Genomic DNA, 25,650 nt, shown 5'->3' on the forward strand with positions numbered 1-25,650 from the left:
GCACGTTGCGGCGGACTGCGAGAAGCCTGGAATCTCCTGCTCATCGTGGGTGCGAGGTCCACCTCACACCGTTTATCCGGCAATCGCCGCGCGGCGGAACAAGTCTGCAGGCATATCGTCATCCAGCCGCCAGGTGATGCCCATCGGCCGCTCGCCTCGATGCTCTACGTAGCGGACCATGCCGTGAAAGACGAAGGCCTCGGGGTGGCCGAGCTCGTTCTCCTTACGCTCGCGGGTGAACAGCAGCACGTGGCTGCCCTCCGTCACATGGTTCTGGTAGCGGCGACCAGTGGCCGAGGTAGCGCTGGTCCGATTCTGGGATTCCCAGTGGAACAGGCGCGAGGTCAGGGCGTAGTCGCGGTACATCGTCTGCGGTGAGAATTCCTTCTCGTTCTTCTGCAAGGTGACGAGGAGCGCGTCGCACTGGGCCGCGGGGCTCCAGGCAACCCCTTCACGCATGGTGGAGGGCACCAGCCCACCCACCGAGGCCCAGCCGATCGCCGCGAGCACCTCGTCGGTGGAGTAGCGGGCGTTGACCGCCAGCGGCACGCCATCCAGCTCCACCGGCTTAGCCACGTACCGCGGCCGGTCGATGCCGTAAGTGAGCACCTGCCTGATCTCGTCGCACAGCGCCGTCTCGCCACGCAGCTGGTCCAGCGCCTCGTCATAAGAGGCGAACCCACCCCCATCACGCCAGAACGAGAAGAACAGCATCCGAGCGAAGGCCTGATCAGCTGGGGACAGCGACGCGTAGCGGGGGCCATCTGGCTGCAGCAGCCGAGCGTAGGCTTCGCCGCGCGTCCGGTCGTCCACGTGCAGCAACGCGCGGACACGTCGCCCCAGTTCGTGCTCCAGTGCCGAGCCTTCCCCGGACAACAGTCCTGTACGGCGCAGCAGCGAGGTCCAATAGCGACGATTGCGGTACAGGTCGCTGATATCGCGCCCGCTCTCCTCCAGATATCTCATGAGCGACAGCTCCGCGAGAGAGCGGATTTCCTGCGACAGCGTATTTACCGTCGCCCCGAGCTGAACCTTGAGATCGGCCAGCAGCCGCTCCTTGGTCACCCGGTCCAACACGATCTGGCTCCCCGACGGCAGCAGCGGGAAGTCGTCCTTGACCTGCTTGTCCAGCCGCCCTCGGGAGAACCCGGTCAGCGCCTGGAACCGGTTGGCAAACCGGTACTCCTTACGGTGCTGCCCGACAAAGTCGAGCACGGTCAGCACGTCCTTCTCCGGCGTACGGCGGAGTCCGCGCCCAAGCTGCTGCAGGAAGATCGTGGCGCTCTCGGTGGGCCGCAGCATGAGCAGGGTGTCGACGTCGGGCACGTCCAGACCCTCGTTGAACAGGTCCACCGCGAACAAGAACCTGATCTTCCCATCCGCGAGCGCCCGAAGTGCCGCCTTCCGAGTGCCGTCCTCCGTCGATCCATCCACCGCCAGCGAAGGCAGCCCATGCTGAGTGAAGAACTCAGCCATGTAGTGTGCATGCCGCACCGAAACACAGAATCCCAGCCCGCGTAGGGTCTCCAGGTTGCTCACCTTGTCGCGCACCGCGTTGAACACCAGCCGGGCACGTGCATCGTCGCCGGTGAAGACGTTGTCGAGAGCGGAGACGTCGTAGGAGCCCCGCGTCCACCTCACCCCGGACAGGTCGGTCCCGTCGTTGATCCCGAAGTAGTGGAACGGGCACAGCAGATCGGCATCCAGCGCATCCCACAGCCGCAGCTCGGAGGCGATCCTCCGGTCGAAGAACTCATCCTGCACCCACGTGCCATCGGACCGCTCCGGCGTCGCGGTCAGGCCGAGCAGCTCTTTCGGCTCGAGATGGTTGATGATCTGCCGATAGGTCGGCGCGGCGGCGTGGTGGAACTCGTCGATCACCACGACGTCGAAGTGCTCGGGGTCGAACTCCAGGATCCGGCGGGTGAGCGACTGCACGCTGGCGAACACATGTCGCCAGTGCCGCGACTTCTCCTCCCCCACATGCAGCTCACCGAAGTCCGGTACGGCCAGCACCTGCCGATACGTGCGCATCGCCTGAGCCAGGATCTCTCGCCGATGCGCCACGAACAGCAACGTCGGCTGCCGGCCCAGCCGCTGCTGCAGGTTGCGGTAGTCGAACGCGGCTACCACGGTCTTGCCCGTGCCGGTCGCGGCAACCAGCAGGTTGCGGTGCCGGTCGTGGATGGTGCGCTCCCGGTCGAGGTCGGCCACCTCATCAGGGCCGCTGATCCTGCGTCACCTCCGGGTCAGGTGGAGACGCAGGATGTGCGTCCCGTAGAGCACGGGTCCCTGTTCCTTGATCAAGGTGGCACCGGCCTTGTGGAAGAAGACTGCGCCGGTCCCGGCGTGGACGACACGGATGCTTTCCTCGCCGCCGCAAGGCTTCCGGGTCCTGGTGACGAACAGCTTGCCGGACGGTGGAAAGGGTGCCGGGCTATTGCCGTAGGCCGGCTCGCCGACGTCCTGGTAGACGCGCCGGCGGGCTACCCTCAGATCGTAGAGCGCCGGGGGGCTTCCCGGGATCCGGGTTCGCCAGCACCCTCCTCCCGTCGGGCGTCCAGCTGAACCAGCCATAGCGGTCGATCTGCGCCGGAACCACGGCAGGAGTGACGGCTTGTACGCCATGAAGAGCAGCGATCTGCTGTCCGGCGACCAGCTCGGAGCCCCCGTACCGCCCGGCAGGCGGAGTGTCACCCGCCGATCGGATCTACGGTCGATCAGCGTGATCTTGTGCAGCGGCGTCTCGTAGCGCGGATACCGCCACGCCACGCGCCACCGCCCGTCCGGCGACACGTCCTCAGGGAGCCCCGCCGATCAAAAACAACCAGGCGTATTACTGACTGACTAACTCTTCTCAGATTTCAGCCGACCCGGTTGATGCGATTGAGATCTCGGCTGAGGCTCAAAGCATCGCTTCAGCCTGGTCCTCGCCAGTGAACGCCGGCTCCTGTCGTAACCGGCTGCAAACGAGCACCGCGTGGGCGGCGCTCGCTTTCGTCTGTACGCCTGTGACGGAGTCGCGTGCCGCTATTCACCGATCTTCTTGGCGTAGAGGGTGATCAGCGTGTCCGTGGTCACCTTGCTGCCGGAGGCTGGGGATTGTTTCGTGACGACCCAATTCCGATCGTAGATCTGGAGGCGGCCTTGACCTGTGGCGTCCTGGTCGTCGAGCACATAGAAGCCTGCGGCCTGCAGCGTGTCTTGGCCTACTTGGAGGTTCATCCCGACGACGTTCGGCACCTTCATGGCTGCCGAGCCCGGTCTCTGCGTGGCCGGCTCGGCGGTCTCTGTGACTGTGGCGGTGGGAGCTGGCACGGTCGCGGTGACGGTGTGTTCGACGGGTGCACTTGGAGATGAGCCGCCACACGCTGCGAGACATAGGGCAGCCAGGAGGGTGGCGCAGGCTGGGAGCGTCAGGCGAAGCGGGTCCATGGGGAGGTCCTCCGGGAGTGGAAGGTGTGACGCATTGTGAGACGGCTTGCCGTTACACAAAGTTGTCGCATAGTTGCATTCTGTTGGCGCTCCAACACAGCCGACTTCGCTGAGGGGCCTCCGATCGGCGCGGGCGGCCGAATTTCGACCGCAACGCACCCGCACGTCGTTGCGTGAGGGTGTGCAGGCGTGCAAGCCCGTACGGCCGAAAATCGCTTGCCTCGCATGACGGGGCTCAGGGAACGTGGTGTCCATGATGCTCTGACGGACAGCACCCCATTACTGCGAAATACCACGGCGCCGACTCGCGCCGTGATGCCGCCCGCCCATTCCCTGTTCTGCGAAGAGAGCGTTTTTGTCTCAGCAACACTCCCGGCAGGAGCTTTCGCCGCCGTCCACGCCGGCCATGGGGTCGGCCACCGTCACCGTGTTCGCCTCCCCCACAAGCTGGATCGAGTCCGATGCCGTCGCGCAGTGCCACCAGGTGGCCGCACTCGACGGCATGATGCACGTCGCCGCCATGCCTGACCTGCACCCCGGCAAGGGCGCCCCCATCGGCGCCGCCATGGCGTCGACCGTCTTGTACCCGTTCCTGGTGGGCTCCGACATCGGCTGCGGCATCGCCGTGTTCCCCATCAAGCTCAAGCGCGCCGTACCCGAGAAGCTCGCCGCCCGGTTCCCCGATCTCGATCGCGCGCTGGACCCTGAGCAGGATGCCGACGATCCCGCCTGGGCCGTGGTGAAGGGTGATATTCCCGCCGGTCACGTCGAGGGGCTCGGGACGGTCGGCCGGGGCAACCACTTCGTCGAGCTGGCGCGAATCGGGACCGTCTTCGAGCCGGGGCACGCGAGCCGTCTTGGACTCGCCGCCGGTGACCTGGTTCTCGTCGTTCACAGCGGTTCGCGAGGGCTGGGCGAGCGGATCCTGCGCGCGCACACCGAGGTCCACGGCGCGGGTCCGGCCCCTGATCCCGGTGCCTACCTGGCGATGCATGACGACGCCGTACGCTGGGGATCGCTCAACCGGCGGCTGCTGGCCGCCCGGGTCGCCCATGCCCTGGGGGCCGAGCCCACCGAGCCGATCGTCGACCAGTGCCACAACCTGGTCGAGGTCAGGGACGGGATCTACCTGCACCGCAAGGGGGCGGCGCCGGGTGACGGCCGCGACGTGCTCATCGCCGGTACGCGCGGCACCCCGTCCTACCTCGTTGCCGCCCACGCCGGGCCGGACGCCGGCCATTCCGTGGCGCACGGCGCGGGCCGCAAGATGTCGCGTGCCGACGCCCTGCGCCGAGGCCGGGCCAAGCACACGGTCGAGGAACTGCGCCGTACGCCAGTGGGGTCGCTGGTGGTGTGCGGCGACCGGCAACTGCTCTTCGAGGAGGCGCCGACGGCGTACAAGCGCATCGAGCAGGTGATCGCCGACCTCGTCGAGCATGACCTGGCCACCCCCGTGGCCACCACGATCCCTCTGGTCACCTACAAGACGCCCGACCTCGGGTCCACACCTCAGAGGGACCGCCGCCGCAAGCGAGCCCGGCCGTGAGCGTCCACCTGCTCCTGTCGGCCGGGCGCGGCCCGCAGGAATGCGCCTGGGCACTGGCTCAGCTGCTGCACCGCCTGGAAGCCGACGCCACCCGGCAGAACCTGGAGACCCGTCGGACCCATACTGTCCCCGGTGACCGGCCTGGCACCTACCGATCGGTCCTCATCCGGATCGCAGGAGACGGCGCCGAGGCATTCGCCGCCTCGTGGACCGGAACCCTGTGCTGGCAGGCCCCCAGCCCGTACCGGGCCGGCACCGGCCGGAAGAACTGGTACGTCATCGCCCAACCGTGCCGGGTCGACGCCCCGCGCACGACGTTCGCGGAAGCAGACGTCGACATCGTCGCCTGCCGGACCGGCGGACCCGGTGGTCAACATCGCAACAAGGCCAGCACGGCCGTACGGGCGACCCACCGGCCCACGGGGATCGTCGTCGTGGTCGACACCGAGCGGCAGTTCAGCCTCAATCGCCGGATCGCCATGCGGTTGCTGCGGGAGCGCATCGAGCACGGCGACGAGGCGGCGGAGCGCGCCGTCACCGCCGCCCGGTGGCGTGTCCATGATGAGCTCGTACGCGGTAACCCCACCCGCGTCGAACGCCCGGAAACGTCGAAGCAGGACCTGATCCCGCAGGTGCGGACGCGCCGGCGACGGCGGCGGTCCACCTCGGCCGCGCCCACCGTGAACGAACAGGGCTGACCGAGGCGCTCGGCGGGCCGCTGTGGCCGGGCGGGCAGTGCCCGACCTGGCCCGATCGCGCGCACTTGCTCCTCAGCCTGACCGCAACTTTTGTGTGCGGCGCGCGGAGCATCCAGTGGCTACGGGTGCGAGAACTGACCGCGGCTGTTCGTGAGTTGTGACCGCACTGCGTAGGTCCGCAGGTCAGGTCTGCTGTGCTGCGCGAGACCAAGCTGAATCACGGTCTACGGCGGGTGGCGGCGCGTCAGGATCCGCTCAACAGTGACGCAATGATTACCTGGAGCGACGCAGTACTTACGGTGCGACACGCAAGGAGGGGCCGACGATGGCCGTCGGAGAACTGTGCATCGGTGCCGTCATCCCCCGCACCGGCAGGCTGTCCCGGCTCGGCGACCCCCTGTCCTTCGTCCTGGATCTCCTGGCGCCGACCGTGACCCATGTCGTCAACGACGGCCGACGGCACAACCTCCGCCTGGCCGGCCGGGACAGCCGCTCCGACCCAGCCGTGGCCCGCCGTGCGGTGCACGAGCTCGTGGAGCATGAACGGGCGCAGGTCGTGCTCACCCTGGGCGGCACCCAGGTGCTGCCCGCGGTCGCCGACACCTGCGAAGAGCTCGGCGTGCCCTGTGTGTCCACGACCTTTCCCTGGCAGGCCTACGTGTACGGGCGCGGCGGGGACCCTTCGCGCCCCTTCGCCTGGACCTACCACTTCGCGTGGGGCCTGGACGATATCGCCGACGTCTTCACCGAGATGTGGCAGCTGTGCGCGCCGCGTTCCGCGCCGGTCGGCTGCCTGTGGAACAACCAACTGCCGGGTCGCCTGCTGCGCCACCCCCACCATGGCTTCCTGCCCCAGGCCGCCGAACGAGGACACCGGCTGGTGGACCCCGGTGGCTACCGGGAGCCCGCCACGACCTTCACCCCGTACATCGACCACTTCCGGCACACAGGCACCGAGATCATCACCACCGCCGCGACCGAGGACGACCTTGCCGTGTTCCACCGTCAGGCCGTCGAGCACGGGCTGCGTCCCCGCCTCATCACCTCCTCCCGCTGGCTGACCTATCCGTGCACCTCGGCGGCCGGCGACCTGAGCGGCGTGGGCATCGCCACCCTCGTCTACTGGTCGCCACGTCACCCGTTCCGCTCCAGTCTGGACGGGACCACACCGGCCCTGCTGGCCGAGACCTACGAGCAGCGCACCGGCAACCAGTGGCTGCAGCCCCTGGGCCTCGCCTACGCCCTGGTGGAGGTGGCTGTCCACGCCCTGTCAACCGCCGATGACCTCGCCGACCGGCGTTCGGTGGCCCAGGCGATCAGCCGCACCCGGCTGGACACCATCGCGGGCCCGCTGGACTGGACCAGCGGGCCGACCCCCAACGTGGCCCTGATCCCGCTGGTGGGCGGCCAGTGGCGGCCGGGCGGGAGGCATCCGGCCGAGCTGGCGATCGTGACGAGCACCCGCCTGCCGGAGGTACGCCCCAACGCCGATCTCGCCTTCGCCCTTTGAGCTGGAACCACTACGAAAAGCCCTCGCCCGAAAACCTTTGGATCTTGTACGGTCGCCCGCATGAACCGGCAGCACCAGCACGACTCGGTGACCGCGGTGAACGCGCTGACCGCTCGATGGGCGGAGACCTGTACGGGGGAATCGGTCGTGATGGCCGGCGCGGGCGCCTGGCCGCTGCTGGCCCACCTGGCATCGGCCGCCGAGGGACAGGGGCGCAGGGAACTGCAGGAGGCCGTCGGGATGGACGCCACCACCGCCTCCCGGGCGGCCCGAGCCGTGCTGTCGATCATGGACGGGTCTCCGGCGATCCGGTCGGCGCCGGGCTTGTGGTCCCGGCCGAACCTGACACTGCATCCGGCCTGGATCACCGCGCTTCCCGCGGGCATGCACGGCGAACTGACGTCAGACCCCGCCGCGGACCGACTCCGGCTCGACGCATGGGCCGCCGAGCAGACCGGTGGGCTCATCCCCGCCATGCCCCTTCAGGTGATCGACCGGACGCTCCTGGTGCTGGCCATGGCGTTGACCGTTCGCACCACCCCCCGCCGGGCCGATCACTCTGCTTCGCGTCATGGGTGCATGCCGCCACCGAAGCCGGCCTCCTGCGTGCGGGCAGCCCAGGACCCGGAATGACCGTTCGCCACGTCCGCGACCGCGCCCCTGACGACGTACTGAACGTCAGGGTCCCGCGCTTCACCGTCACCTCCACGCACGACCTCCTGGACCTGCCCGAGGTCTTCGGCCTGGCAGCGGTGACCGACGTGACTCGCGGGCACTTCCCCGGCATCAGCGCCCAACCCCTCGCCGTCACCCAGGCCCGGCAGAACGCCGTCGCCACCTTTCAAGCCACCGGCTTCGAGTCCGCCGCGATGACCGCCTTCGGCGCCGTCGGCGGCGGAACAGCCCCACCACCTCCCTACCGCGTCAGGCACATCGACCTCGACTTCCACCATCCCTTCGGATTCCTCACGGTTGACCGCCGAAGCCATCTCATTCTGACCGCCGGCTGGGTCGCCGAACCCGAAACCTGGACCGCAGAGCCCGGTAACTGAGCGACGCACTGCTGTAGGCGCTCCGGCAGAAGGCTGTAGGGATGGGGTATGAGGCTTATCCGGTTCCGTCTGCTGCCACGCCGCGTATCGCTGCCCAAGCGTTCCCCCGGACGATGGATCGTGATCGCGCTCGGACTGGGTGTGCTCGTGGCGGCGCTCGCTGGCGCCGCCGGCCCGTATCGGCAGACCCGAGAGTTCCGCGAGGTCGTGGCGTGCGAGCGGGGCATCGGCGACTGTTTCGGCAGCGAGGCGGGCTCCATTGCCGGCCGGCGCACCTACACCACGACCTCGACCACGACGTCCAACGACGGTAACGGCCAAACGCACACGACCACGACCACGACCACCCATTACGAGGTCACCTGGCGGCGGGCCGACGGTTCCCGGCAGGCCCGCGACGTGTCGTCGGGTTTCTACACCAAGGCCAAGGAGGGACAGCCGGCCACACTGCGGCTCTGGCGCGGGGAGGTCGTCGGCGTGGAGGTGATGGGTGACGCGCAGTGGTTCCTGCCGAAGTCCGGCGCGACTCTCGACGTCTGGCTGTACCTGGCCTTCTTCGGCCTCGGGGTGCTGCTGTGGGGGCTGCTGTTCGGCTGGTGGGACGGGTTCTTCATGCTCGGCTTCCGCACGTTCGCCTGGATGTTCATGAGTTTCCTGCCGGTGGACACGGCGACGAATGCCTTGGCCTACGGCCTGGACACCGGGGCTGATCTCGTCTGGGAGATCGTGTTCGCGCTGTTCTTCGCCGGGATCGCCGCTGGGATGCTGTTCGGATCGCTCGACGACTGATGACCTTCCGCCCCGGCTTCCGTGGTGGATGACGATTGCTGTTCCAACGGTGGGCGCCTGCGCAGCAGGAGTGCGGTCAGGCCGCCCGCGACCAGGCCCCAGAACGCCGCGCCGATGCTCAGGATCGTCATCCCCGACGCGGTGACCACGAAAGTGACCACCGCGGCCTCCCGGCCCTCCGGCTCGGTCACCGCGCCGGCCAGCGACGAGCCGAGCGCCGGCAGCAACGCCAGGCCGGCCACCGCGATGACCAGCACGGGTGGGGACAGCAGCACCAGAGCCATGGCCAGGCCGGCGCCGAGGCCGAGCGTCAGCTGGCCGGCGCCGAGGGCCACCGTCGCGATCCACCGGCGGCCGGGGTCAGGGTGGGTGTCCGGGCCGGCGGTCAGCGCCGCGGTGATCGCGGCCAGGTTGACCGCGTGACCGCCGAACGGCGCCGCCACCGCGCTCGCCAGGCCGGTCGCGACGAGGACCGGGCGCAGGGGCGGTGCATACCCGTACGTCGCCATGACCGCCATACCGGGGACGTTCTGCGCGGCCATGGTGACGAGAAACAGCGGGATGGCGATGCTCACCACGACGGACGGGTTCAGTGTCGGGGTGGTCAGCTCGACGACGGGCCGCAGCGCCGCGGCGGACAGGCCGTTGCCGGGCCCGTGCACCGCGATGGCGATGACCGCCACGACGAGCGCGCCAGGAACGGCCCACTGCCGCAGGTACCGCTGCAACACCGCCCAGGTCAGGACGACGGGCACGGCCAGCAGCGGGATGTCGACGACGGCGCGGACCGGTGCGGTGCACAGGCTGAAGATGACGCCCGCCAGCATGGCACCGGCGATCGGACGCGGGATGGCGGCGATCGCCCGGGCCGGCCAGGGCGACAGGCCCGCGAGGACGATGAGCCCGGCGCAGACGATGAACGCGCCCACCGCGGCCGGGAAGCCGCCGGGCACGGGACCGGTCGCCACCAGCAGCGCCGCCCCGGGGGTGGACCAGGCGATGCTGATCGGCATGCGGTACCGCAGCCCGAGGAAGATCGCCACCGCCCCGACGCCGCAGCAGAGGGCGAGCAGCCCGGACGCGGCCTGCCCCGGCGTCGCCCCGACGGCACGCAGCCCGGCGAGCACGACGGTGAACGAACTGGCGTAGCCGACCACCGCGCTGACCAGCCCCGCCATGACGGCCTGCACCCGCACGCCCGCTCCTTGACATCCAGTCGTTCCGTTTACGGAACGAACCATAGCCACGTGGCCACTGCGGGACAAGTCCGGCGGCGGAATGCAAGGATTGGCGGGTGGACGGCCGTGACACGGATATCGGGAGCCGGCTGCGGCGATTGCGGGAGGCCCGCGGCATCTCCCTGTCGGCGCTGGCCCGCAGCGCCGGCATCGGCAAGGCCACCCTGTCCGGCCTGGAACTGGGCACCCGCAACCCGACGCTGGAGACGCTCTACGCGGTGGCGGGGGCCTTGGGCGTACCGTTGACGGCCCTGGTTCTGGAGCCCGGCGCACCGCCCGCAGAGGCCGTCCACGTGCCCGGAGCCGCCGTGACGGCCACGCTGCTGGAGGTCTTCGAGGAGCCGACCGCGACGTTCGAGTTGCTGCGCATGCGCGTCCGCCCCGGCATCGTGCAGCACTCGCCACCCCATGCCCCCGGCGTGACCGAACACGTCACGGTCTACGCGGGCGTGCTGCGCGCCGGCCCGGCCGACGCCCCCCTGCTGGCTGGGCCAGGTGAGCACATCTCCTGGCAGGCCGACGTCCCGCACATCTACAGCACCGTCGGCCCGGACGAAGCACTGGCCACCCTGCTGATCCGCTCCCCCCGTCAGGCCTGAGCCACCGGAACCACGCACACGGCGGCCAAGCTGGGCTCAGTTGCCCACGCCGAGGTTGGACATGAACACGGACGGATAGCGGTCGCCGCGCGCCGCACCCGGCGGCACCGCTTTCTCGATCTCGGCGAGGTCGTCCGCGGTGAGGTTCAGGTCCATCGCGGGCAGCGCCTCGGCCAGCCGCCCGCGGGTTCGGGCGCCGGCCAGCGGCACGATGTCCTCGCCCTGTGCGGCCACCCAGGCGATGGCCAGCTGGGCGACGGTGCTGCCCTTCGCCTCGGCGACCCGGCGCAGGGCGTCCACGAGGGCAAGGTTGTGTTCCACGTTCCCGCTGGTGAACCGTGGGCTGAAGCCGCGGCTGTCGCCAGGGCCGGGGGTGTGGCCGGCGGTCCAGTGCCCGGAGATGAGGCCGCGGCTGAGTACGCCGTACGCGGTCAGGCCGATGCCGAGCTCCCGCAGTGTGGGCAGAACGTCCGCCTCCACCGCGCGCGAGATCAGCGAGTACTCGATCTGCAGGTCGGCGATGGGGTGTACGGCATGCGCCCGGCGGATCGTCGCCGCGTCCACCTCCGAGAGCCCGATGTGCCGTACGTACCCGGCGTCGACCATCTCCTTGATCGCGCCCACCGTCTCCTCGATCGGCACCGCAGGGTCCAGCCGGGCGGGACGGTAGATGTCGATGTGGTCGGTGCCCAGCCGGGTCAGCGAGTAGGCCAGGAAGTTCTTCACCGCCTCCGGACGGCAGTCATGCCCGCCGAACTCGGGGCCCGGCCCTCGCAGCATGCCGAACTTGACGCTCAGCTGGTAGCTGTCGCGATCCCTGCCGCGCAGCGCCTCGGCCAGCAGCAACTCGTTGTGGCCCATGGCGTAGAAGTCGCCGGTGTCGATCAGCGTGACGCCGGCCTCCAGCGCGGCGTGCACGGTGGCGATGCTCTCCGCGCGGTCGGCCGCGCCGTAAGCGCCCGACATGCCCATCGCACCCAGGCCCAGCGCGGAAACGGCCGGTCCGGTGCGGCCCAGGGTTCGTGTCTGCATCACGTTCTCCCTCGTTGTCGATGTCGTTGTCGTCTCCCCAACCCTGGGCCTGGATCGGTACGGGCGGAAGCGGAGCGTTCATCATGGGAGAGCCGCTCCCTGGCTCGGCTCGCCTGTTGCCAGGCAGTATGAAGCCATGCAACGTGACCAGCTCGCCGACTTCCTGCGCCGCCGCCGCGAGGCGATCCGGCCGGGCGAGGTGGGCCTCACCGACGGCCCCCGCCGCCGCGCCACCGGCCTGCGCCGGGAGGAGGTGGCGATGCTCGCCGGCATGTCGGCGGACTATGTCGTACGCCTCGAGCAGGGCCGCAGCAGCCAGCCCTCGACGCAGCTGCTCGGCTCGCTGGCCCGGGCGTTGCGCCTGTCCGACGACGAGCGCGACCATCTGTTCCACCTGGCCGGCCACCGGCCACCGCCCGCCGACGGGGTGGCCCGCCTGGCCCGCGCCGGCCTGATGCGCATGCTCGACCTGCTCGGCGACACCCCGGCCCTGGTGCTGTCCGACCTGGGCGAGGTCCTCGCCCAGAACCGGGCGGCCGTCCTGCTGGCGGGCGACCAGACCGGCTTCTCCGGCGACCGGCGCTACGTCGTATACCGCTGGTTCACCGAGCCCGCCGTCCGCGCCGTCCGCCCGCCCGAGGAGCAGGAGCATCACGCCCGTCAGCTCGTGGCCGACCTGCGCGCGGCCACGGGCCGCCGGTCCGGCGACGCCACGATCGCCGGGCTCGTCGACCGTCTGCAGGCCGCCAGCGCCGACTTCCGGCGGCTCTGGGCCGAGCACGAGGTGGCGGTCCGGCGCGCCGACCGCAAGACCATGTTGCACCCGCGGGTGGGCCGCCTGGTGATGGACTGCGAGACCCTGGTCACTCCCGACCAGGGTCAGGAGCTGGTGGTGCTCACCCCGGCGGACACCGAGACCCGCGAGCGGCTGGAGTTGCTGCGGGTGCTCGGCATCGAGGAATTCCCCGCGGAGGCAACGGGCACGCCCTGAACGGTGAAGCGGCCGACCACGGACACCGGCCCGGTACTCGGCGGAGTGGCTGTCCCCGAACTGCAGGCTTGCTGGGCGGCCGACTTACGGATCCACGTCAGGGAGTCGCCGTCACGGCGTGTCCGCATGGGAGTCCTGCGACGTCCGCCCGTCGGCATGAGAGGTCGACTCCGGGGCTAGCGCGTGTGCCAGACGCCTCTTCCAGACGTCCTCAGCAGGTTTCACCCCCTGCCAGCGGGAAGGGGGGCGGTGAGGCGCCCGTCGGCGTCGCTGACATGATCACCCGCGGCGCGCGGCGGGCCCCATGACAAGCCGAACACCGACACCGAGGGGGCGGTCATGGGCGCGCAGCAGGACATGATCGAGGTCCTGGTCACCGATCACCGCGAGGTCGAGCAGATGTTCACCCAGCTCGAGCAGATGAGCGGGGACGGCGGTGAGCAGGCCAAGACGCTGGCCGAGAAGGTGGTCATCGAGCTCGTACGGCACTCCGTCGCCGAGGAGGAGTACCTCTACCCGACCGTACGCGAGCACGTGCCCGGCGGCGGCAAGCTGGCCGACCAGGAGATCGCCGAGCACGCCGACGCCGAGGAGACGATGAAGCGGCTGGAGGCTCTGGAGCCGGGCCAGACCGACTTCTGGCCAACCATGCAGCTCCTGATGGGCCAGATCCGGGCCCACATCCGGGAGGAGGAGAACGACCTGTTCCCGCGCCTTCGTGAGGCATGCCCGGCCGATCAGCTGGTCGAGCTGGGTGGCAAGGTGGAGCGGGCCAAGAAGATGGCGCCCACGCGGCCGCACCCGTCCGCGCCGGACACCCCGCCGGCCAACAAGCTCCTGGCGCCGGGGGCCGGGCTGGTGGACCGCATACGCGATGCTCTCACCGGCCGGGGGCGTTCCTAGCAGGGTCAAGGGAGCGTAAAACCAGGGCGGCTGGAGCCGGCGCCCCGCCGCCCGGCCGGACAGTGCGCGCCTCAACCGGGCAGGGTCTCTCCGCCGATCGGGGCGAGGATCTCACCTGTGTAATACGACGAGAGGCGGCCGGCCGCGAAGAACACGTACGACGGGGCGATCTCGTCGGGGTCGGCGGCCCGCTTCATCGGAACCTGCTTGCCGAACTGCTCCACCTTCTCCTCCGGCATGGTCGCCGGGATCAAGGGTGTCCAGACGGGCCCCGGGGCCACCGCGTTGACCCGGATGCCGCGCTCCACGAGGCTCTGCGCCATCGAATAGGTGAAGGCGTTGATCGCTCCCTTGGTGGCGGCATAGTCGATGAGCGATTTGTTGCCGCGTAGCCCGTTGATCGACGAGGTGTTGATGATCGCCGAGCCCTCGCGCAGGTGCGGCAGCGCCGCCTTGGTGACGCGGAAGAAGCTGTGGATGTTGACGTCGAAGGTGTGCTGCCACTGCTCCTCGGTCAGCTCTTCCAGCGCCTGGACGGGCTGCTGGTAGGCGACGTTGTTCACCACGATGTCCAGGCCGCCCAGTTCGGCGACCGTACGCTCCACGACGGAGGCGCAGTGGTCGCTGTCAGCGAGGTCGCCCGGGATCAGCACGCATCGCCGGCCGGTGGCCTCCACCAGTTTCAGCGTGTGCCCGGCGTCCTCGTGCTCGCTCAGGTACGCGATCGCGACGTCGGCCCCCTCCTTGGCGAAGGCCACGGCCACCGCCCGGCCGATCCCCGAGTCGCCTCCGGTGATCAGGGCGCGCTTGCCGTCCAGCAGGCCGGTGCCGGTGTAGTGACGCATCTCGTCACGCGGCTCGGGCTCCATGCGTTCGGTGTGCCCCGGGTACGGCTGCTTCTGGGCGGGTGGCGTACTGTCCGGTTGTTCTGGCATGGCTGGCGCATGCCCGTACTTGGTCAGGTTTAACGCCCGACGTCCCCGTTCTCGGCGTCCACCAAAAGGTCCAGGTGCGTCTGGACGATGGGCTTGGCATCGGTGGCGAGCATCTTGACCGCAGGCGAGGATCCGTCCCGCAGCTCTGTGGCGCCGTTGGCGAGAGTCCGGCGGTGCCCGGCGATCTGCGAGGCCAGCCATGCCCGGTCGAAGTCCGCCCCGCTATGGGCGGCCACCTGCTTGAGCTGGCGACGCTGCTCAGGGGTCGGTCTGGCGGGAAGATCCACCTCTGCCTGCTCGGCCACCCGACGGACGTCGCGGTCCATCTTGGTGTGGTCTCTGATGAGCTTGGCGCCCAGCTTGCGGACTGTTTCGCCGGCCGCCTTGTCCTGGGCGGCCTGGCCTGCCTGGATCTCGGCCAGATTGGCTTGGTGCGCCTGATGCAGGAAGGTCCGGTCCCGCTGATTCGGCTCCGGTTGTGCGAGCGCGCCGGCGTGGAGCACGCGAAGTCTCGGCTAAGGGGGGAGTGTCTCGTGCCCGTCCTCGACGACGGATCCGGTTCGCCGTTCGGGCACCGCTACCGCCACCGAAGCGGCGACCCGCGCATCCCGCAAGGCCGGCCGTCGGCTTGGGCGCCGGTGTGGCCGGGGGGAGAGCTGCAGGTGCCGGCTGTGGCTCCCGCCCGCGAGGGACCGCCTCATGGCGGGAGTGGGTGCGGCTGCGGGTTCCGGTGAGGTGGCGTGCTCCTGGGGCGGACGTTCAGGTTCGGGGGGAGGGAGCGTAGCAGGCTGCGGCAGCAACGCCTCTTCCAGAACTTGCATGAGCATCAGGCAGATCAATCCCACCACGGGGACGGCCAACGCCAGAACGAAAATGGGTCTGCACCTCCCCCGTCATTGCCTGCGCGTACCGGTCCGCAGGCTTGCTTCGGGCCTACGTCGCCAATCACCGCTCCACAGATCCGCACGATGACATCGGGTCGGCAACGCCACGATCTTTCACCTCCACGGTGAAGGGTGGCTGCCACCACATCGGGGTTGCGCCGGCGGCCACCCACGTCTGCTGGGGTACCTATGTCCGCTACCGCTCACGATCCGGGCTAAACCGGGCACCCGGCATGAGCTGCCACGATCCTTCCGCATCCTCGCCGCCGAACGCTCCGCAGTTGGTAAGGCCGCGCGTGGCCGACCACGTCGAGGGCAGCGGATCATTCGGCCATGGTGGCGCCGCCGTCGCCCTCGCCGTACCGGATCGAGCCGGGCGAGTAGTAGCGCCGCAGCCAATCCGCCAGCCCGTCGAGCCCGGGGAGGAGCACCCGCTCGGTGATGTTCGCCTGGTCCAGGCGCTGCCGGATCTCCGCCTTCACCTCGGCCGGGATCATCCATCCGCGCCACAGCCGCGGATGCCGCTCGAACCACTGCTCGAGCTGGAACGTCGGTTCGGAGAACGCCGACAGCACCGACGACTGGTTGACGACGCGCTCGTCCAGCGACGGCGGCTCGAAGAACGCCAGGAACGGCTCCTCCGCGCCCAGCCGGTCGAAGCAGGCGAGGGTGGGAGCACTTTTCGCGAGCATCTCCGTGGTGAACAGGAGCGCTCCCTCCTCTTCGAGTGCCCGGCGCAGCGGCTCCGGCAGCAGCCGGTGCACGCACGCGCAGTCCACCGCGAGCAGCACGGCGTCCTCCTCGGGCCACGACGCGGTCGCGAAGTGCAGGGCGACCAACGGGGAGAAGGTCCAGTCCAGCAGCCGGGTGGGCAGGCCGTGGTGCTGGCCCAGCGCCAGCCAGTCCCAGATCGCCGGACCAGGCGCCTGCCGGTGCGCGTACTTGCGGAAGTTCCGGAGCAGATGGGATTCGAGGGCGGCGTAGTCGCCTTTCAGCCGGGCCAGGCCGGACGTGTGCGAGTACGTGCTCCGCGACAGGCCGCGGAAGACCAGCGTGGAATGCGCGTGCAGCGGCCCGTCACCGCCGCCGGCCTTGCTGATCGCGTCATCCAGCTCCCTCCAGGAGGACACCGTGATCAGATCCACCCGAATCCCCCCTTCCCCACACACCTCACCGCGCCGAGGCCCGCGTCAACGGTCTCCGGCCACCACACGGATGGTGCTCAGGGAGGCGTCGGCCGCGTCCGGTACGACCATGCCGCGCTGCAGGTGGAAGACCGAGCTCTCCTCCAGGCCGGAACCCATCTTGTAAATGCTGGTGACGCACCGCAATGCTTGCAGGATCGGCGCCTGTGAATGATCCATGGGCCCGCACTTGCCCAGCCGCCACCGTCGGAAACACGCCGCCGCCGTCCATCGTCCCAGGTCGGGGGTCGATACCGAGCAGCGGGCGTCCGGCCGCCGACCTCGCCGTGGCCGTTGGAGCTGAACCCGTGCCGGCACCGGCGCGCCGTCGACCGCGACAGGGAGACGACCAAGGTCAAGGTGTGCACGTTGCCCGGCGCCTGCCGACCGGTCACGGCCCTCGCGAATGCCATGTCATAGCCGAAACCCCATCGCTGCTGCGGCATGGAACCGGTATTCAGGTTGGAATGTGCGAAAGGTATCGTGAGGCTTGTGACGACGTTTCGGATCAGCGAGGCCGCCGCGCTGCTCGGGGTCAGCTCCGACACCGTCCGCCGCTGGGTGGACGCGGGCCGGCTGGCTGCCGAGCGGGACGAGCACGGCCACCGGCAGGTGGACGGCGCCGAGCTGGCCGCCTTCGCCCGTGCCCAGGTCGAGGCGGTCGACGGCGGGCGCTCCTCGGCGCGCAACCGCTTCCGCGGGATCGTGACCGAGGTGATCAGGGACGCGGTGATGGCGCAGGTGGAGATCGCCGCGGGGCCGTTCCGTGTGGTGTCGCTCATGAGCCGCCAGGCCGCCGACGAGCTGGGCCTGGAGCCGGGGGTGGTGGCGGTCGCCGTGATCAAGTCCACCAACGTCGTCGTGGAGATTCCGGGCCACGAACGCGTGGCCGCCAGTCAGTGAGGAGCCCCCCTTGGTCGTCAGTCGGTTCTCCCGGTGGGTCGTCGCCCTGCCCGTCGCGCTCGCCCTGGGATTGTCGGGGTGCGGCTCCGGTGAGCCGGCCGCCTCCACGGCGTCCGCCCCCGCCGCCGGCGATGCGGCGAAGACGGTGACGGTGTTCGCGGCTGCCTCATTGACCGGTACGTTCGGCGAGCTCGGCAAGGCCTTCGAGTCCGCCCATCCGGGCACGACGGTGAAGTTCAACTTCGGCTCCAGCGCCACCCTGGCCCAGCAGATCACCCAGGGCGCGCCGGCCGACGTGTTCGCCGCCGCCAGCCCGGCCACGATGAAGACGGTCACCGACGCCTCCCTCGCGAGCGCGCCGACGACCTTCGTCCGCAACAAGCTGCAGATCGCCGTCCCCGCGGACAATCCGGCCAAGGTCGACGAGCTCAAGGACCTGGCCGACCCCAAGGTGAAGGTGGCGCTCTGCGCCGAGCAGGTGCCGTGCGGGGCGGCGGCGGTCAAGGCGCTGGGCGCGGCCGGGCTGAAGGTCACGCCGGTCACCCTGGAGCAGGACGTCAAGGCCACGCTGACCAAGGTGGAGCTGGGTGAGGTGGACGCGGCGCTCGTCTACAGGACGGACGTGATCGCCTCGGCGGGCAAGGTGAAGGGCGTCGAGTTCCCGGAGGCGGACAAGGCGATCAACGACTATCCGATCGCCACTCTCGCGAAGGCCCCTGCCGGTGAGCTGGCCAAGCAGTTCGTGGATCTGGTGCTGTCGCAGCAGGGCAAGGACGTGCTGACCAAGGCCGGCTTCGAGGCGCCCTGATCCGGATGGCCACCTCCAAGCGCCGCTCGGCGTCATCCGGTCAGGCTGCCGGCCGCCCGCCCTGGATGCTGGTGCTGCCCGCGGTGGCCGGGCTGGCGTTCCTGGTGCTGCCGCTGGCCGGGCTGCTGGTCCGCGCGCCCTGGCCCACGCTGCTGGAGCGGCTGGCCGAGCCGCAGGTGCTGGAGGCGCTGCGGCTGTCGCTGGTGTGCGCGACGATCGCGACGGCGCTGTGCCTGGTGTTCGGGGTGCCGCTGGCCTGGCTGCTGGCCCGGGTCGAGTTCCCCGGGCTGCGGGTGGTGCGGGCCCTGGTGACCGTGCCACTGGTGCTGCCCCCTGTGGTCGGCGGTGTGGCGCTGCTGCTGGTGCTGGGGCGGCGCGGGCTGATCGGGCAGTGGCTGGCGGCCACGTTCGGGGTGACGTTGCCGTTCACCACCGCGGGCGTGATCGTGGCCGAGGCGTTCGTGGCGATGCCGTTCCTGGTCATCAGCGTCGAGGGGGCGCTGCGTGGCGCCGACCGGCGCTTCGAGGAGGCCGCCGCGACGCTCGGGGCCTCGCGCTGGACCGTCTTCCGCCGGGTCACGCTGCCGCTCATCATGCCGGGTGTCGTGGCCGGTGCGGTGCTGTGCTGGGCACGGGCGCTGGGCGAGTTCGGCGCCACGATCACGTTCGCGGGCAACTTCCCTGGCACCACCCGCACCATGCCGCTGGCGGTCTACCTGGCGCTGGAGACCGAGCCGGAGGCGGCCATCGTGCTCAGCCTCGTCCTGCTGACCGTCTCGGTCGTCATCCTGGCCAGCCTGCGCGATCGGTGGGTGAGCACGCCGTGATGCTCCACGCCCACCTGGTCGTCACCCGGCCCGCGTTCACGCTGGATCTCACTCTGGAGGTCGCCCCGGGCGAGGTGGTCGCGCTGCTCGGCCCCAACGGCGCCGGCAAGACCACCGCGCTGCGCGCTCTGGCGGGGCTGACGGCGATGACCGGCGGGCAGATCGACCTCGGCGGGCAGCCCCTGCACATCCTGGCCGCCGAAGAGCGCCCGATCGGCATGGTCTTCCAGGACTACCTGCTCTTCCCGCACCTGTCCGCCCTGGACAACGTGGCCTTCGGCCCGCGCTGCCAGGGCGTCCCCAAGGCCGAGTCCCGGCGCACCGCAGCCGCGCTCCTCGAGCGTGTGGGCCTCGCCGAGCATGCCGCGGCCAAGCCCAGGCGGCTCTCCGGTGGCCAGGCGCAGCGGGTCGCGCTGGCCCGGGCGCTGGCCGTCGAGCCGCGCCTGCTGCTGCTGGACGAGCCGCTGGCCGCGCTGGACGCCCACACCCGGCTGGAGGTACGCTCCCAGCTCCGCCGCCACCTGGCCGACTTCGACGGCGCGACCGTGCTGGTCACCCACGATCCGCTCGACGCGATGGTGCTGGCCGACCGGCTGATCGTCATCGAGAACGGCGCCGTCGTCCAGCAGGGCTCCCCGGCCGAGGTCGCCCGCCGCCCGCGCACCGACTACGTGGCCCGCCTGGTCGGGCTGAACCTGTACCGAGGGGTGGCCGACGGGGGCCGGGTCAAGGTGGGCGAGCTGCTGATCAGCACGTCGGACCCGCTGGAGGGGCCCGCGTTCGTCGCGTTCGCGCCGGCGGCCGTGGCGCTCTACCGCTCCCGCCCGGACGGCAGCCCGCGCAACGTCTGGCAGGCCCGCGTCGAGGGCGTCGAACGCCACGGCGACAACGTACGTGTCCATCTCGACGGCCCCATCACCGCCTTCGCCGACATCACTCCCGCCGCCCTCGCCGACCTCGACCTGACCCCCGGTCAGACGATCTGGGCCTCGGTCAAGGCCACCGAGACCCACGCGTACCCGGCATGAGCACCCAGCGGCACGGCGGCGGCCACGACTGCAACGCCATCTGCCTGGGCGGCCCCTGCCACGGCCTGCTCACGCACATCGACCAGGACATCGGCATCCTCGTCGTCCCCGTGCCGCGCCGCTCCCCCGACGAACCCGAGGTGTGCGCCCGCTACCGCATCACCCGTGAGCGGGTCCGCTACTGCGGCCAGGTCGAGCCGTACATCGCCCTGCACTGGGCCGATCCGCCTCCACCCTGCTCCTGCGGCGCCTGACCCCCGGCCCGTAGGTCGAGGACGACGTGTCCGAGCGGGGTGCGGTGAACGTCGGCGACGTCCAGCCCGGCTCCGGCAGCGAGGGCGACGTAGTCCTCGACGGTGCGCTCGCGGCCGCCGCTGAGGACGAGCATGCGCAGGTTCATCTCGGCGAACATGGCCGGGTCGGCGCCGGAACCGCCGGATGAATCGATCACGACGACCCGTCCGTGCTGCCCGGCCGCGTCGGCGCACCGACGCAGGATCAGCAGGGCGTCGTCGTCGCCCCAGTCGTGCACCACCCGCCTGAGGACGTACACGTCACCCCCGGCGGGCAGCGGGTCGAAGAAGCTCTGGCCGGCGAACTCGCACCGCGGCTCCAACCCGCGCTCGGCCAGGTACCGCCGGCCTCGATCCACTGTCTCCGGCAGGTCCACGAGCGTGGCCCGGATGTCCGGGTACGCGCGCAGCACCTTGGCGAGCAGGGCGCCGGTGCCGCCGCCGACGTCGACCACGTGCCGCACGCCGGACCAGTCGTATCCGCCGGCCGCGTCGGCGACGTAGTCCGCGCCGGCAGCCATCGTCGCGTCGAACGACAGGCTCAGCTGGGGGTTCGCGGCCAGATGGTGCCAGAACGGGGCGCCGAAGACCGTCTCCCACGCCGGTCGGCCCGTGCGGACCGTGTGCAGCAGACCGGTGAACGCCAGGTCCATCTGCCCGCCGAAGGCGCCCAGGTCGAGCTGCGCCCGCATCCCGGAAGGGTGGTCGGACGCCAGCAGCGCGGCGGGCTCGTTGACCGCGAACCTGCCCGGCTCGCGTTCGGTGAAGACACCGTGGCAGACCAGGTGACGCAGCAGCCTGCCCAGCGCGTCCGCGTCGGTGCCGGACCGGCGTGCCAGCTCCTCGACGGGCACCGCTTCGCCGGCCATCAGATCGGTCAGGCCCAGCGTGGCCGCGACCCGTACCGCCATCGGCGTGACCAGGTCCGTCACGGGTGCCAGTACTTCCCATGCCGCTTCCCATGCCGACGGCCGGCCTTGCTCGTCTCCGGTGCTGGTCACAGCCACGACCCGCTCCTCTCGTGGGATCAGGGCTCGCTCTGCCCGGAAGCTACCACGCGACCGATCCGCTCGGTCTTGGACGAATGGGAGCCCGGCTGCCCGGAGATGGTCACCGGCACAGGGCGGTGTCCATCGCGTCGATCACGTGCTGCACGGCCTTCTCGGAGCCGGGCAGCGCCGTGACGGCGACGGTGGCGGCCCGGCCGTCCTCGGTCACCCCGTTGCGGGTCTCGTAGCCGTCGATGTCGCCGCCGTGCCCCCAGGCGACGTCGCCGCAGGTCAGTCGCATCTTGATCAGGCCGAGCCCGTACTCCCAGCCGGCCGGGAAACCGGGCGCCTTCACCGTGTCCTTCATGGCCGCGAGCTGCTCCGGCTTGAGCAGCTTGCCGTCTATCAGCGCGCTCATGAACCGGTTGACGTCGCTCGGGGTGGCGATCAGCTGCCCGGCCGCCCACCCCCAGGACGGGTCCAGGTTCGTGATGTCCACCAGCTTGCCGCCCGGCTTCTCCGACCCGTACCCCTTCGGGTGCGGCCCGCGGATCATCTGATCCCTCTTGGCCGGCCAGTACGTGTGGCGCAGCCCGATCGGCTTGATGATCCGGTCGTTGAGCTCATCGCTCAGCGGCCGCCCGGTGACCTTCTCGATCAGCAGACCGAGCAGGACGTATCCGGTGTTGCTGTACTCCCAGCTCTTGCCCGGCGCGAACGACGCCTTGTGCGCGAACGCCATCTTCAGCAGGTCCTGGGGCGAGCGGTAGACATCACGCGTCTTGATCGCGCTGGGCATCCAGCGGGTGTAGTTCGGCAGGCCGCTGGTGTGCTGCAGCAACTGCCGTACCGTGATCTTCCTCCCGTCGATGCCCTTGCCGCGGACCACCTTCGGCAGGTACGTCTCGATCGGCTCGTCCAGGTCGACCTTGCCCTCGCCGACGAGCTGCAGCACCGCCACCGCGGTGAACATCTTGGTGTTGCTGCCGATCCGCACCCGACCGTCGACCGGGACCTTCGCCCTGGTCGTCAGATCCGCGACACCGGCGGTGTAGTGGCGGGTCCGCCCCTCGCCGTCCTGCACCGCGGCCAGCGCCGCCGGGAACTTGTCCTTCGTGATCAGCCCGTCCAGCTTCTTCTGCATGACCTGGTCGCCGCGGTCGAGGCCGGTGGCCGCGGCGGCCGGCGTTCCCGCCACGACCAGGCCTGCCAGCCCGGCCAGCGCCGCCGCCAGAACCCGCGCGCGCCGGGAGGACTGCGACTCGGAAGAGGTACGCGACATGGGAAACGCTCCTGATTTCTGGGTGAGGGGTTGTCCGCTTCGGACATCACCCAGCATGTCGATGGACGGCACCTTTGATCGATCCTGCCCACTGGAGCATTCAGGTACAGCCAGCCGTACCTTCCTGACCTTCCGAGGGGCTGTGTCGTCGTACTCCTGAGGCGAACACATCACCTGCGAGGAGAACCCCTCATGAACATCGCTCTGTGGATCATTGCGGCACTGATGGCCGTGGCCCTGCTGTCCGGCGGCGTCCTCAAGCTGACCCTGCCCAAGGAGAAGCTGGCCGCCGCCCCCGGCGGGGGATGGACCGAGGACTTCGGCTCCGGCGCCATCAAGGCCATCGGCGCCGTCGAGGTCCTGGCCGCGGTGGGCCTGATCCTGCCCGCGGTGCTCGGCATCGCGCCGGTTCTGGTGCCGCTGGCTGCCGTCGGTGTGGCGTTGCTGATGGTCGGCGCGATGATCACGCATCTGCGCCGTCACGAGAACCGGGTGATCGTGGTGAATCTCGCCTATCTCGCCCTGGCCCTCTTCGTGGCGTGGGGCCGCTTCGGCCCTCAGTCCTTCATCGGCTGAGTCAGCGCGTTCAGAGCCAGAAGATCACCAGCACGGCAAGGCAGAGGCTCAGGGCCATGAAGGCCGGCGTCCTGGGCTGCCTGGCGGCCTCCCTGCGGGAAGAGTCCACCAGCGCGATGCCCAGGGCCAGTGCCGCAAGAAGGTGCAGACCGTACCAGAGGAGGACGGGGATCTTGCCCAGGACGGTATCGGCCAGCAGGTCGTCGGCGGATCCGTAGCCGGCAAGTGCGCCGAGCAGGCTCAGGCCCAGCCCCACCAGCGCGAACGCGTACCGGAAACGACCGAGCAGGGCCCACACGACGGTCCCCACCACGAGCAGGACGGAGGCTTGGTGGTGCAGTTGCCGCATGAACAGGCCGCCGCGCACGTCAAAGCTGATCTTCAGCACGGAGTCGTACGCGGCGCTCATGGGGATGTTCCGTAGCGGCTCATAGCCGCCGCCGTACGGCACCGTCTGGCCGCTTGGCACGTAGAAGTATGCGAGGAAAGCCCCCGAGGCCAGGGCGACCACGAAACAGTAGATGAGCATCTCACCCACCAACTGTCTCATCCGCTCCACATGGCATATTTCACCATATGGTTAGGCCCGCGACGGCCGGGCTGACTGAGTAGCATCCTCGATCATGCGATATCTCTATCGTGCCCTGCTCATCATCGGCGTGCTCTTCCTGCTCATCGCGGGGCTGACCGCGTTGGGCGCCGAGAGGGACTCCCCCATGACCCAGCAGACGGCCCTCGCTCTGGCAGGCATCGGGATGACGATCGGCGCCCTCGCCGCAGCCGTAGGCGAACGCGACACCAAGGGTCCCTCCGGTCCGCGGTAACAAGCCGATCGCCGCGAGCCGAATCGCAATAGAAGGGATATAAGAATCACATCGACAAAAGCCTACACATATAGTGCAGGCAATAGAAAAAGCGTCGACAATTACTGAATTCTAATGGCTGGTCATTCTTTTGGGCGGCAACTAGAATTCATATCTGATGGAAGCGCGAATGGTCAGCGAGGGCCGAATCGCCCGAGAGCTGTGCTCGGCGCTCGGCCCGCCCGGCAACCCGGCCGAAGTGGGTGCCGCGATTTCGCAGATCGTCGGACGCCGGGTGGCGCACGACGCGCTCCGGCTGGTCGGCCTCAATCCGGCGCTCGGCATCGGCCTGGGAGCGTTCAGCTTCTGGCACGAATACCGGCCCGCGCTGATCAGCGACCTGGTCCTCAACCGCTATCTGCACGGCGACCCGTGCCCGCTGCCGGTCCTCGCCCAGCAGAGCGTGCCGGTGTGCGTCGTGGGAGCGGGCGCCGGCGACGGCCGGCGCAACACGCAGATCCGGCGGGTGCTGGCCTCCCACGGGGCGGGCAGCGAACTGCGCCTGGTGATCCGCGACCGCCAGGGGGCGTGGGGCCTGCTCGGCCTGCTCCGCGCCGAGGGGGGCAGGCCCTTCGGCGAGAGCGACGTCCGCCAGGTCCAGCAGCTCGCCCCCGCGCTGCTGGTGGCGTTGCGCGAATATGTGACGGCCGGCCCGCTGGCACCCACCGTTCCGGCGCTGCCGACGGGGGTCATCACGATCGGCGCCGATCACACGGTACGGTCGATCTCGCCCCAGGCGCGGGCATGGATGCGGCAAATGTGGCCGGCCGCCGGGAGCGGGGTGCCTGACTGGATCGCCGACGCCTTCTGGGTGGGGCTCTCCCTGCACGTACGGACACATACTCGTGATCCGCACGCCTGGACGCCGTTGATCTGCGCGCCGGCGGCCAATTTCGGCCGCTGGGTGCTCATCCACGGCCAGCCGCTGGATGAGAACGGCGACAGCGACGTGGCCATTCTCATCCAGGCGGCCGGCGGCAAACTGCTGCTGCCGTCATTCTGCGACTGGTACGGCATCACAGCCGGCGAACGCCGCGTCATCGAGCACCTCTATGCCGGGGCGGCGGCGAAACAGATCGCCCGCGCCCTGGACCTGTCCACCTACACCGTCAACGACCACTTGAAATCGGTGTACCGGAAGACCGGGGCGCAGAGCCGGGACGAGCTCATCGCGGCGATCGCCGGCTGATCGCCGCTTCTTCACCCGGCCGAGGCGCCGACGGACGCGCGCACGTGCGGCGTGACCACCCCTTCCCCATTAACGCAGTAGTGACTTGCGTTTGCG

The 25,650-nt window shown here is 69.8% G+C and carries 27 protein-coding genes; 17 read left to right on the forward strand and 10 right to left on the reverse strand.

Annotated elements, in window-relative coordinates; genetic code table 11:
• Positions 1 to 72: 72 nt before the first annotated feature.
• Both AB0J64_RS17055 and AB0J64_RS17060 read right to left on the reverse strand, forming a co-directional pair.
• Complete coding sequence (locus AB0J64_RS17055; RefSeq protein ID WP_364027377.1) at positions 73 to 2,214, reverse strand: DUF3427 domain-containing protein; 2,142 nt, start codon at positions 2,212 to 2,214, stop codon at positions 73 to 75.
• Positions 2,215 to 3,030: 816 nt separating this feature from the next.
• The gene (locus tag AB0J64_RS17060) at positions 3,031 to 3,249 is read right to left on the reverse strand and encodes a PASTA domain-containing protein (protein WP_364027380.1); all 219 of its coding nucleotides are present in this window, start codon (positions 3,247 to 3,249) and stop codon (positions 3,031 to 3,033) included.
• A 541-nt stretch (positions 3,250 to 3,790) separates the two neighbouring features.
• Here AB0J64_RS17060 and AB0J64_RS17065 point away from each other — a divergent pair.
• From AB0J64_RS17065 to AB0J64_RS17090, 6 genes are all read left to right on the forward strand, one after another.
• A complete protein-coding gene (locus AB0J64_RS17065) occupies positions 3,791 to 4,981 on the forward strand; it encodes an RNA ligase RtcB family protein (RefSeq protein WP_364027383.1) in 1,191 nt (396 codons plus the stop codon).
• The gene (gene prfH, locus AB0J64_RS17070; protein ID WP_364027386.1) at positions 4,978 to 5,679 is read left to right on the forward strand and encodes a peptide chain release factor H; all 702 of its coding nucleotides are present in this window, start codon (positions 4,978 to 4,980) and stop codon (positions 5,677 to 5,679) included. The genes AB0J64_RS17065 and prfH overlap by 4 nt, the downstream gene beginning before the upstream one ends.
• Positions 5,680 to 6,004: 325 nt before the next feature.
• On the forward strand, positions 6,005 to 7,189 hold the full coding sequence (locus tag AB0J64_RS17075) for an ABC transporter substrate-binding protein (RefSeq protein ID WP_364027389.1): 1,185 nt from the start codon (positions 6,005 to 6,007) through the stop codon (positions 7,187 to 7,189).
• Between the two features lie 60 nt (positions 7,190 to 7,249).
• On the forward strand, positions 7,250 to 7,822 hold the full coding sequence (locus tag AB0J64_RS17080) for a hypothetical protein (RefSeq protein ID WP_364027392.1): 573 nt from the start codon (positions 7,250 to 7,252) through the stop codon (positions 7,820 to 7,822).
• On the forward strand, positions 7,819 to 8,241 hold the full coding sequence (locus tag AB0J64_RS17085) for a serpin family protein (protein ID WP_364027395.1): 423 nt from the start codon (positions 7,819 to 7,821) through the stop codon (positions 8,239 to 8,241). The genes AB0J64_RS17080 and AB0J64_RS17085 overlap by 4 nt, the downstream gene beginning before the upstream one ends.
• 48 nt (positions 8,242 to 8,289) lie before the next feature.
• On the forward strand, positions 8,290 to 9,030 hold the full coding sequence (locus AB0J64_RS17090; protein WP_364027398.1) for a hypothetical protein: 741 nt from the start codon (positions 8,290 to 8,292) through the stop codon (positions 9,028 to 9,030).
• Here AB0J64_RS17090 and AB0J64_RS17095 read toward each other — a convergent pair.
• Positions 8,928 to 10,226 (reverse strand): benzoate/H(+) symporter BenE family transporter, encoded by a 1,299-nt coding sequence (locus AB0J64_RS17095; protein ID WP_364027401.1) that lies wholly within the window; start codon positions 10,224 to 10,226, stop codon positions 8,928 to 8,930. The two genes, AB0J64_RS17090 and AB0J64_RS17095, sit on opposite strands and share 103 nt — an antisense overlap.
• A gap of 98 nt (positions 10,227 to 10,324) precedes the next feature.
• Here AB0J64_RS17095 and AB0J64_RS17100 point away from each other — a divergent pair, with 98 nt between their 5' ends.
• On the forward strand, positions 10,325 to 10,867 hold the full coding sequence (locus tag AB0J64_RS17100) for an XRE family transcriptional regulator (protein WP_364027404.1): 543 nt from the start codon (positions 10,325 to 10,327) through the stop codon (positions 10,865 to 10,867).
• Positions 10,868 to 10,903: 36 nt separating this feature from the next.
• Here the strand turns inward: AB0J64_RS17100 and AB0J64_RS17105 are convergent, their stop codons facing one another.
• The gene (locus tag AB0J64_RS17105; protein WP_364027407.1) at positions 10,904 to 11,899 is read right to left on the reverse strand and encodes an aldo/keto reductase; all 996 of its coding nucleotides are present in this window, start codon (positions 11,897 to 11,899) and stop codon (positions 10,904 to 10,906) included.
• 136 nt (positions 11,900 to 12,035) lie between these two features.
• Between AB0J64_RS17105 and AB0J64_RS17110 the strand changes: the two genes are divergently transcribed.
• On the forward strand, positions 12,036 to 12,890 hold the full coding sequence (locus AB0J64_RS17110) for a helix-turn-helix transcriptional regulator (RefSeq protein ID WP_364027410.1): 855 nt from the start codon (positions 12,036 to 12,038) through the stop codon (positions 12,888 to 12,890).
• A gap of 339 nt (positions 12,891 to 13,229) precedes the next feature.
• The gene (locus tag AB0J64_RS17115) at positions 13,230 to 13,793 is read left to right on the forward strand and encodes a hemerythrin domain-containing protein (RefSeq protein WP_364027413.1); all 564 of its coding nucleotides are present in this window, start codon (positions 13,230 to 13,232) and stop codon (positions 13,791 to 13,793) included.
• A 71-nt stretch (positions 13,794 to 13,864) separates the two neighbouring features.
• Here AB0J64_RS17115 and AB0J64_RS17120 read toward each other — a convergent pair whose 3' ends face one another.
• The 3 genes from AB0J64_RS17120 to AB0J64_RS17130 form a co-directional block, all read right to left on the reverse strand.
• On the reverse strand, positions 13,865 to 14,728 hold the full coding sequence (locus tag AB0J64_RS17120) for an SDR family oxidoreductase (RefSeq protein ID WP_364027416.1): 864 nt from the start codon (positions 14,726 to 14,728) through the stop codon (positions 13,865 to 13,867).
• 29 nt (positions 14,729 to 14,757) lie between these two features.
• Positions 14,758 to 15,231, reverse strand: a complete 474-nt coding sequence (locus AB0J64_RS17125; protein ID WP_364027419.1) for a DUF4142 domain-containing protein — start codon at positions 15,229 to 15,231, stop codon at positions 14,758 to 14,760.
• A 704-nt stretch (positions 15,232 to 15,935) separates the two neighbouring features.
• On the reverse strand, positions 15,936 to 16,757 hold the full coding sequence (locus AB0J64_RS17130) for an FRG domain-containing protein (RefSeq protein ID WP_364027422.1): 822 nt from the start codon (positions 16,755 to 16,757) through the stop codon (positions 15,936 to 15,938).
• 531 nt (positions 16,758 to 17,288) lie between these two features.
• On the opposite strand from AB0J64_RS17130, the gene AB0J64_RS17135 reads away from it, so the two are divergent.
• From AB0J64_RS17135 to AB0J64_RS17155, 5 genes are read left to right on the forward strand one after another with little or no spacing between them, the layout of a single operon-like run.
• Positions 17,289 to 17,699: a helix-turn-helix transcriptional regulator gene (locus AB0J64_RS17135; protein WP_364027425.1), complete on the forward strand. Its 411-nt coding sequence runs from the start codon at positions 17,289 to 17,291 to the stop codon at positions 17,697 to 17,699.
• A gap of 10 nt (positions 17,700 to 17,709) precedes the next feature.
• The gene (gene modA / locus AB0J64_RS17140) at positions 17,710 to 18,507 is read left to right on the forward strand and encodes a molybdate ABC transporter substrate-binding protein (protein ID WP_364027428.1); all 798 of its coding nucleotides are present in this window, start codon (positions 17,710 to 17,712) and stop codon (positions 18,505 to 18,507) included.
• Between the two features lie 5 nt (positions 18,508 to 18,512).
• The gene (locus AB0J64_RS17145; protein WP_364027431.1) at positions 18,513 to 19,334 is read left to right on the forward strand and encodes an ABC transporter permease; all 822 of its coding nucleotides are present in this window, start codon (positions 18,513 to 18,515) and stop codon (positions 19,332 to 19,334) included.
• On the forward strand, positions 19,334 to 20,362 hold the full coding sequence (locus AB0J64_RS17150) for an ABC transporter ATP-binding protein (protein ID WP_364027488.1): 1,029 nt from the start codon (positions 19,334 to 19,336) through the stop codon (positions 20,360 to 20,362). Before AB0J64_RS17145 ends, AB0J64_RS17150 begins: the two co-directional genes overlap by 1 nt.
• On the forward strand, positions 20,359 to 20,616 hold the full coding sequence (locus AB0J64_RS17155) for a hypothetical protein (protein ID WP_364027434.1): 258 nt from the start codon (positions 20,359 to 20,361) through the stop codon (positions 20,614 to 20,616). Before AB0J64_RS17150 ends, AB0J64_RS17155 begins: the two co-directional genes overlap by 4 nt.
• Here AB0J64_RS17155 and AB0J64_RS17160 read toward each other — a convergent pair.
• Both AB0J64_RS17160 and AB0J64_RS17165 read right to left on the reverse strand, forming a co-directional pair.
• Positions 20,541 to 21,662, reverse strand: coding sequence for a methyltransferase (locus AB0J64_RS17160; protein WP_364027437.1), 1,122 nt, complete (start codon positions 21,660 to 21,662; stop codon positions 20,541 to 20,543). The genes AB0J64_RS17155 and AB0J64_RS17160 overlap by 76 nt on opposite strands.
• Before the next feature lie 103 nt (positions 21,663 to 21,765).
• On the reverse strand, positions 21,766 to 22,926 hold the full coding sequence (locus tag AB0J64_RS17165) for a serine hydrolase domain-containing protein (RefSeq protein ID WP_364027440.1): 1,161 nt from the start codon (positions 22,924 to 22,926) through the stop codon (positions 21,766 to 21,768).
• A 192-nt stretch (positions 22,927 to 23,118) separates the two neighbouring features.
• Between AB0J64_RS17165 and AB0J64_RS17170 the strand changes: the two genes are divergently transcribed.
• Complete coding sequence (locus tag AB0J64_RS17170) at positions 23,119 to 23,502, forward strand: DoxX family protein (RefSeq protein WP_364027443.1); 384 nt, start codon at positions 23,119 to 23,121, stop codon at positions 23,500 to 23,502.
• A 10-nt stretch (positions 23,503 to 23,512) separates the two neighbouring features.
• Here AB0J64_RS17170 and AB0J64_RS17175 read toward each other — a convergent pair whose 3' ends face one another.
• On the reverse strand, positions 23,513 to 24,052 hold the full coding sequence (locus tag AB0J64_RS17175; protein WP_364027446.1) for a hypothetical protein: 540 nt from the start codon (positions 24,050 to 24,052) through the stop codon (positions 23,513 to 23,515).
• A 73-nt stretch (positions 24,053 to 24,125) separates the two neighbouring features.
• Between AB0J64_RS17175 and AB0J64_RS17180 the strand changes: the two genes are divergently transcribed.
• Together AB0J64_RS17180 and AB0J64_RS17185 are read left to right on the forward strand one after the other, a co-directional pair.
• Positions 24,126 to 24,326 carry a hypothetical protein gene (locus AB0J64_RS17180; protein ID WP_364027449.1) on the forward strand — a complete coding sequence of 67 codons (201 nt, stop codon included), beginning with the start codon at positions 24,126 to 24,128 and terminating at the stop codon, positions 24,324 to 24,326.
• 157 nt (positions 24,327 to 24,483) lie between these two features.
• Entirely contained in the window at positions 24,484 to 25,554 is a 1,071-nt protein-coding gene (locus AB0J64_RS17185; protein ID WP_364027452.1) for a helix-turn-helix transcriptional regulator, read from the forward strand.
• Positions 25,555 to 25,650: the final 96 nt, after the last annotated feature.

The sequence above is a fragment of the Nonomuraea sp. NPDC049695 genome (assembly GCF_040674955.1).
GTDB lineage: Bacteria > Actinomycetota > Actinomycetes > Streptosporangiales > Streptosporangiaceae > Nonomuraea > Nonomuraea helvata.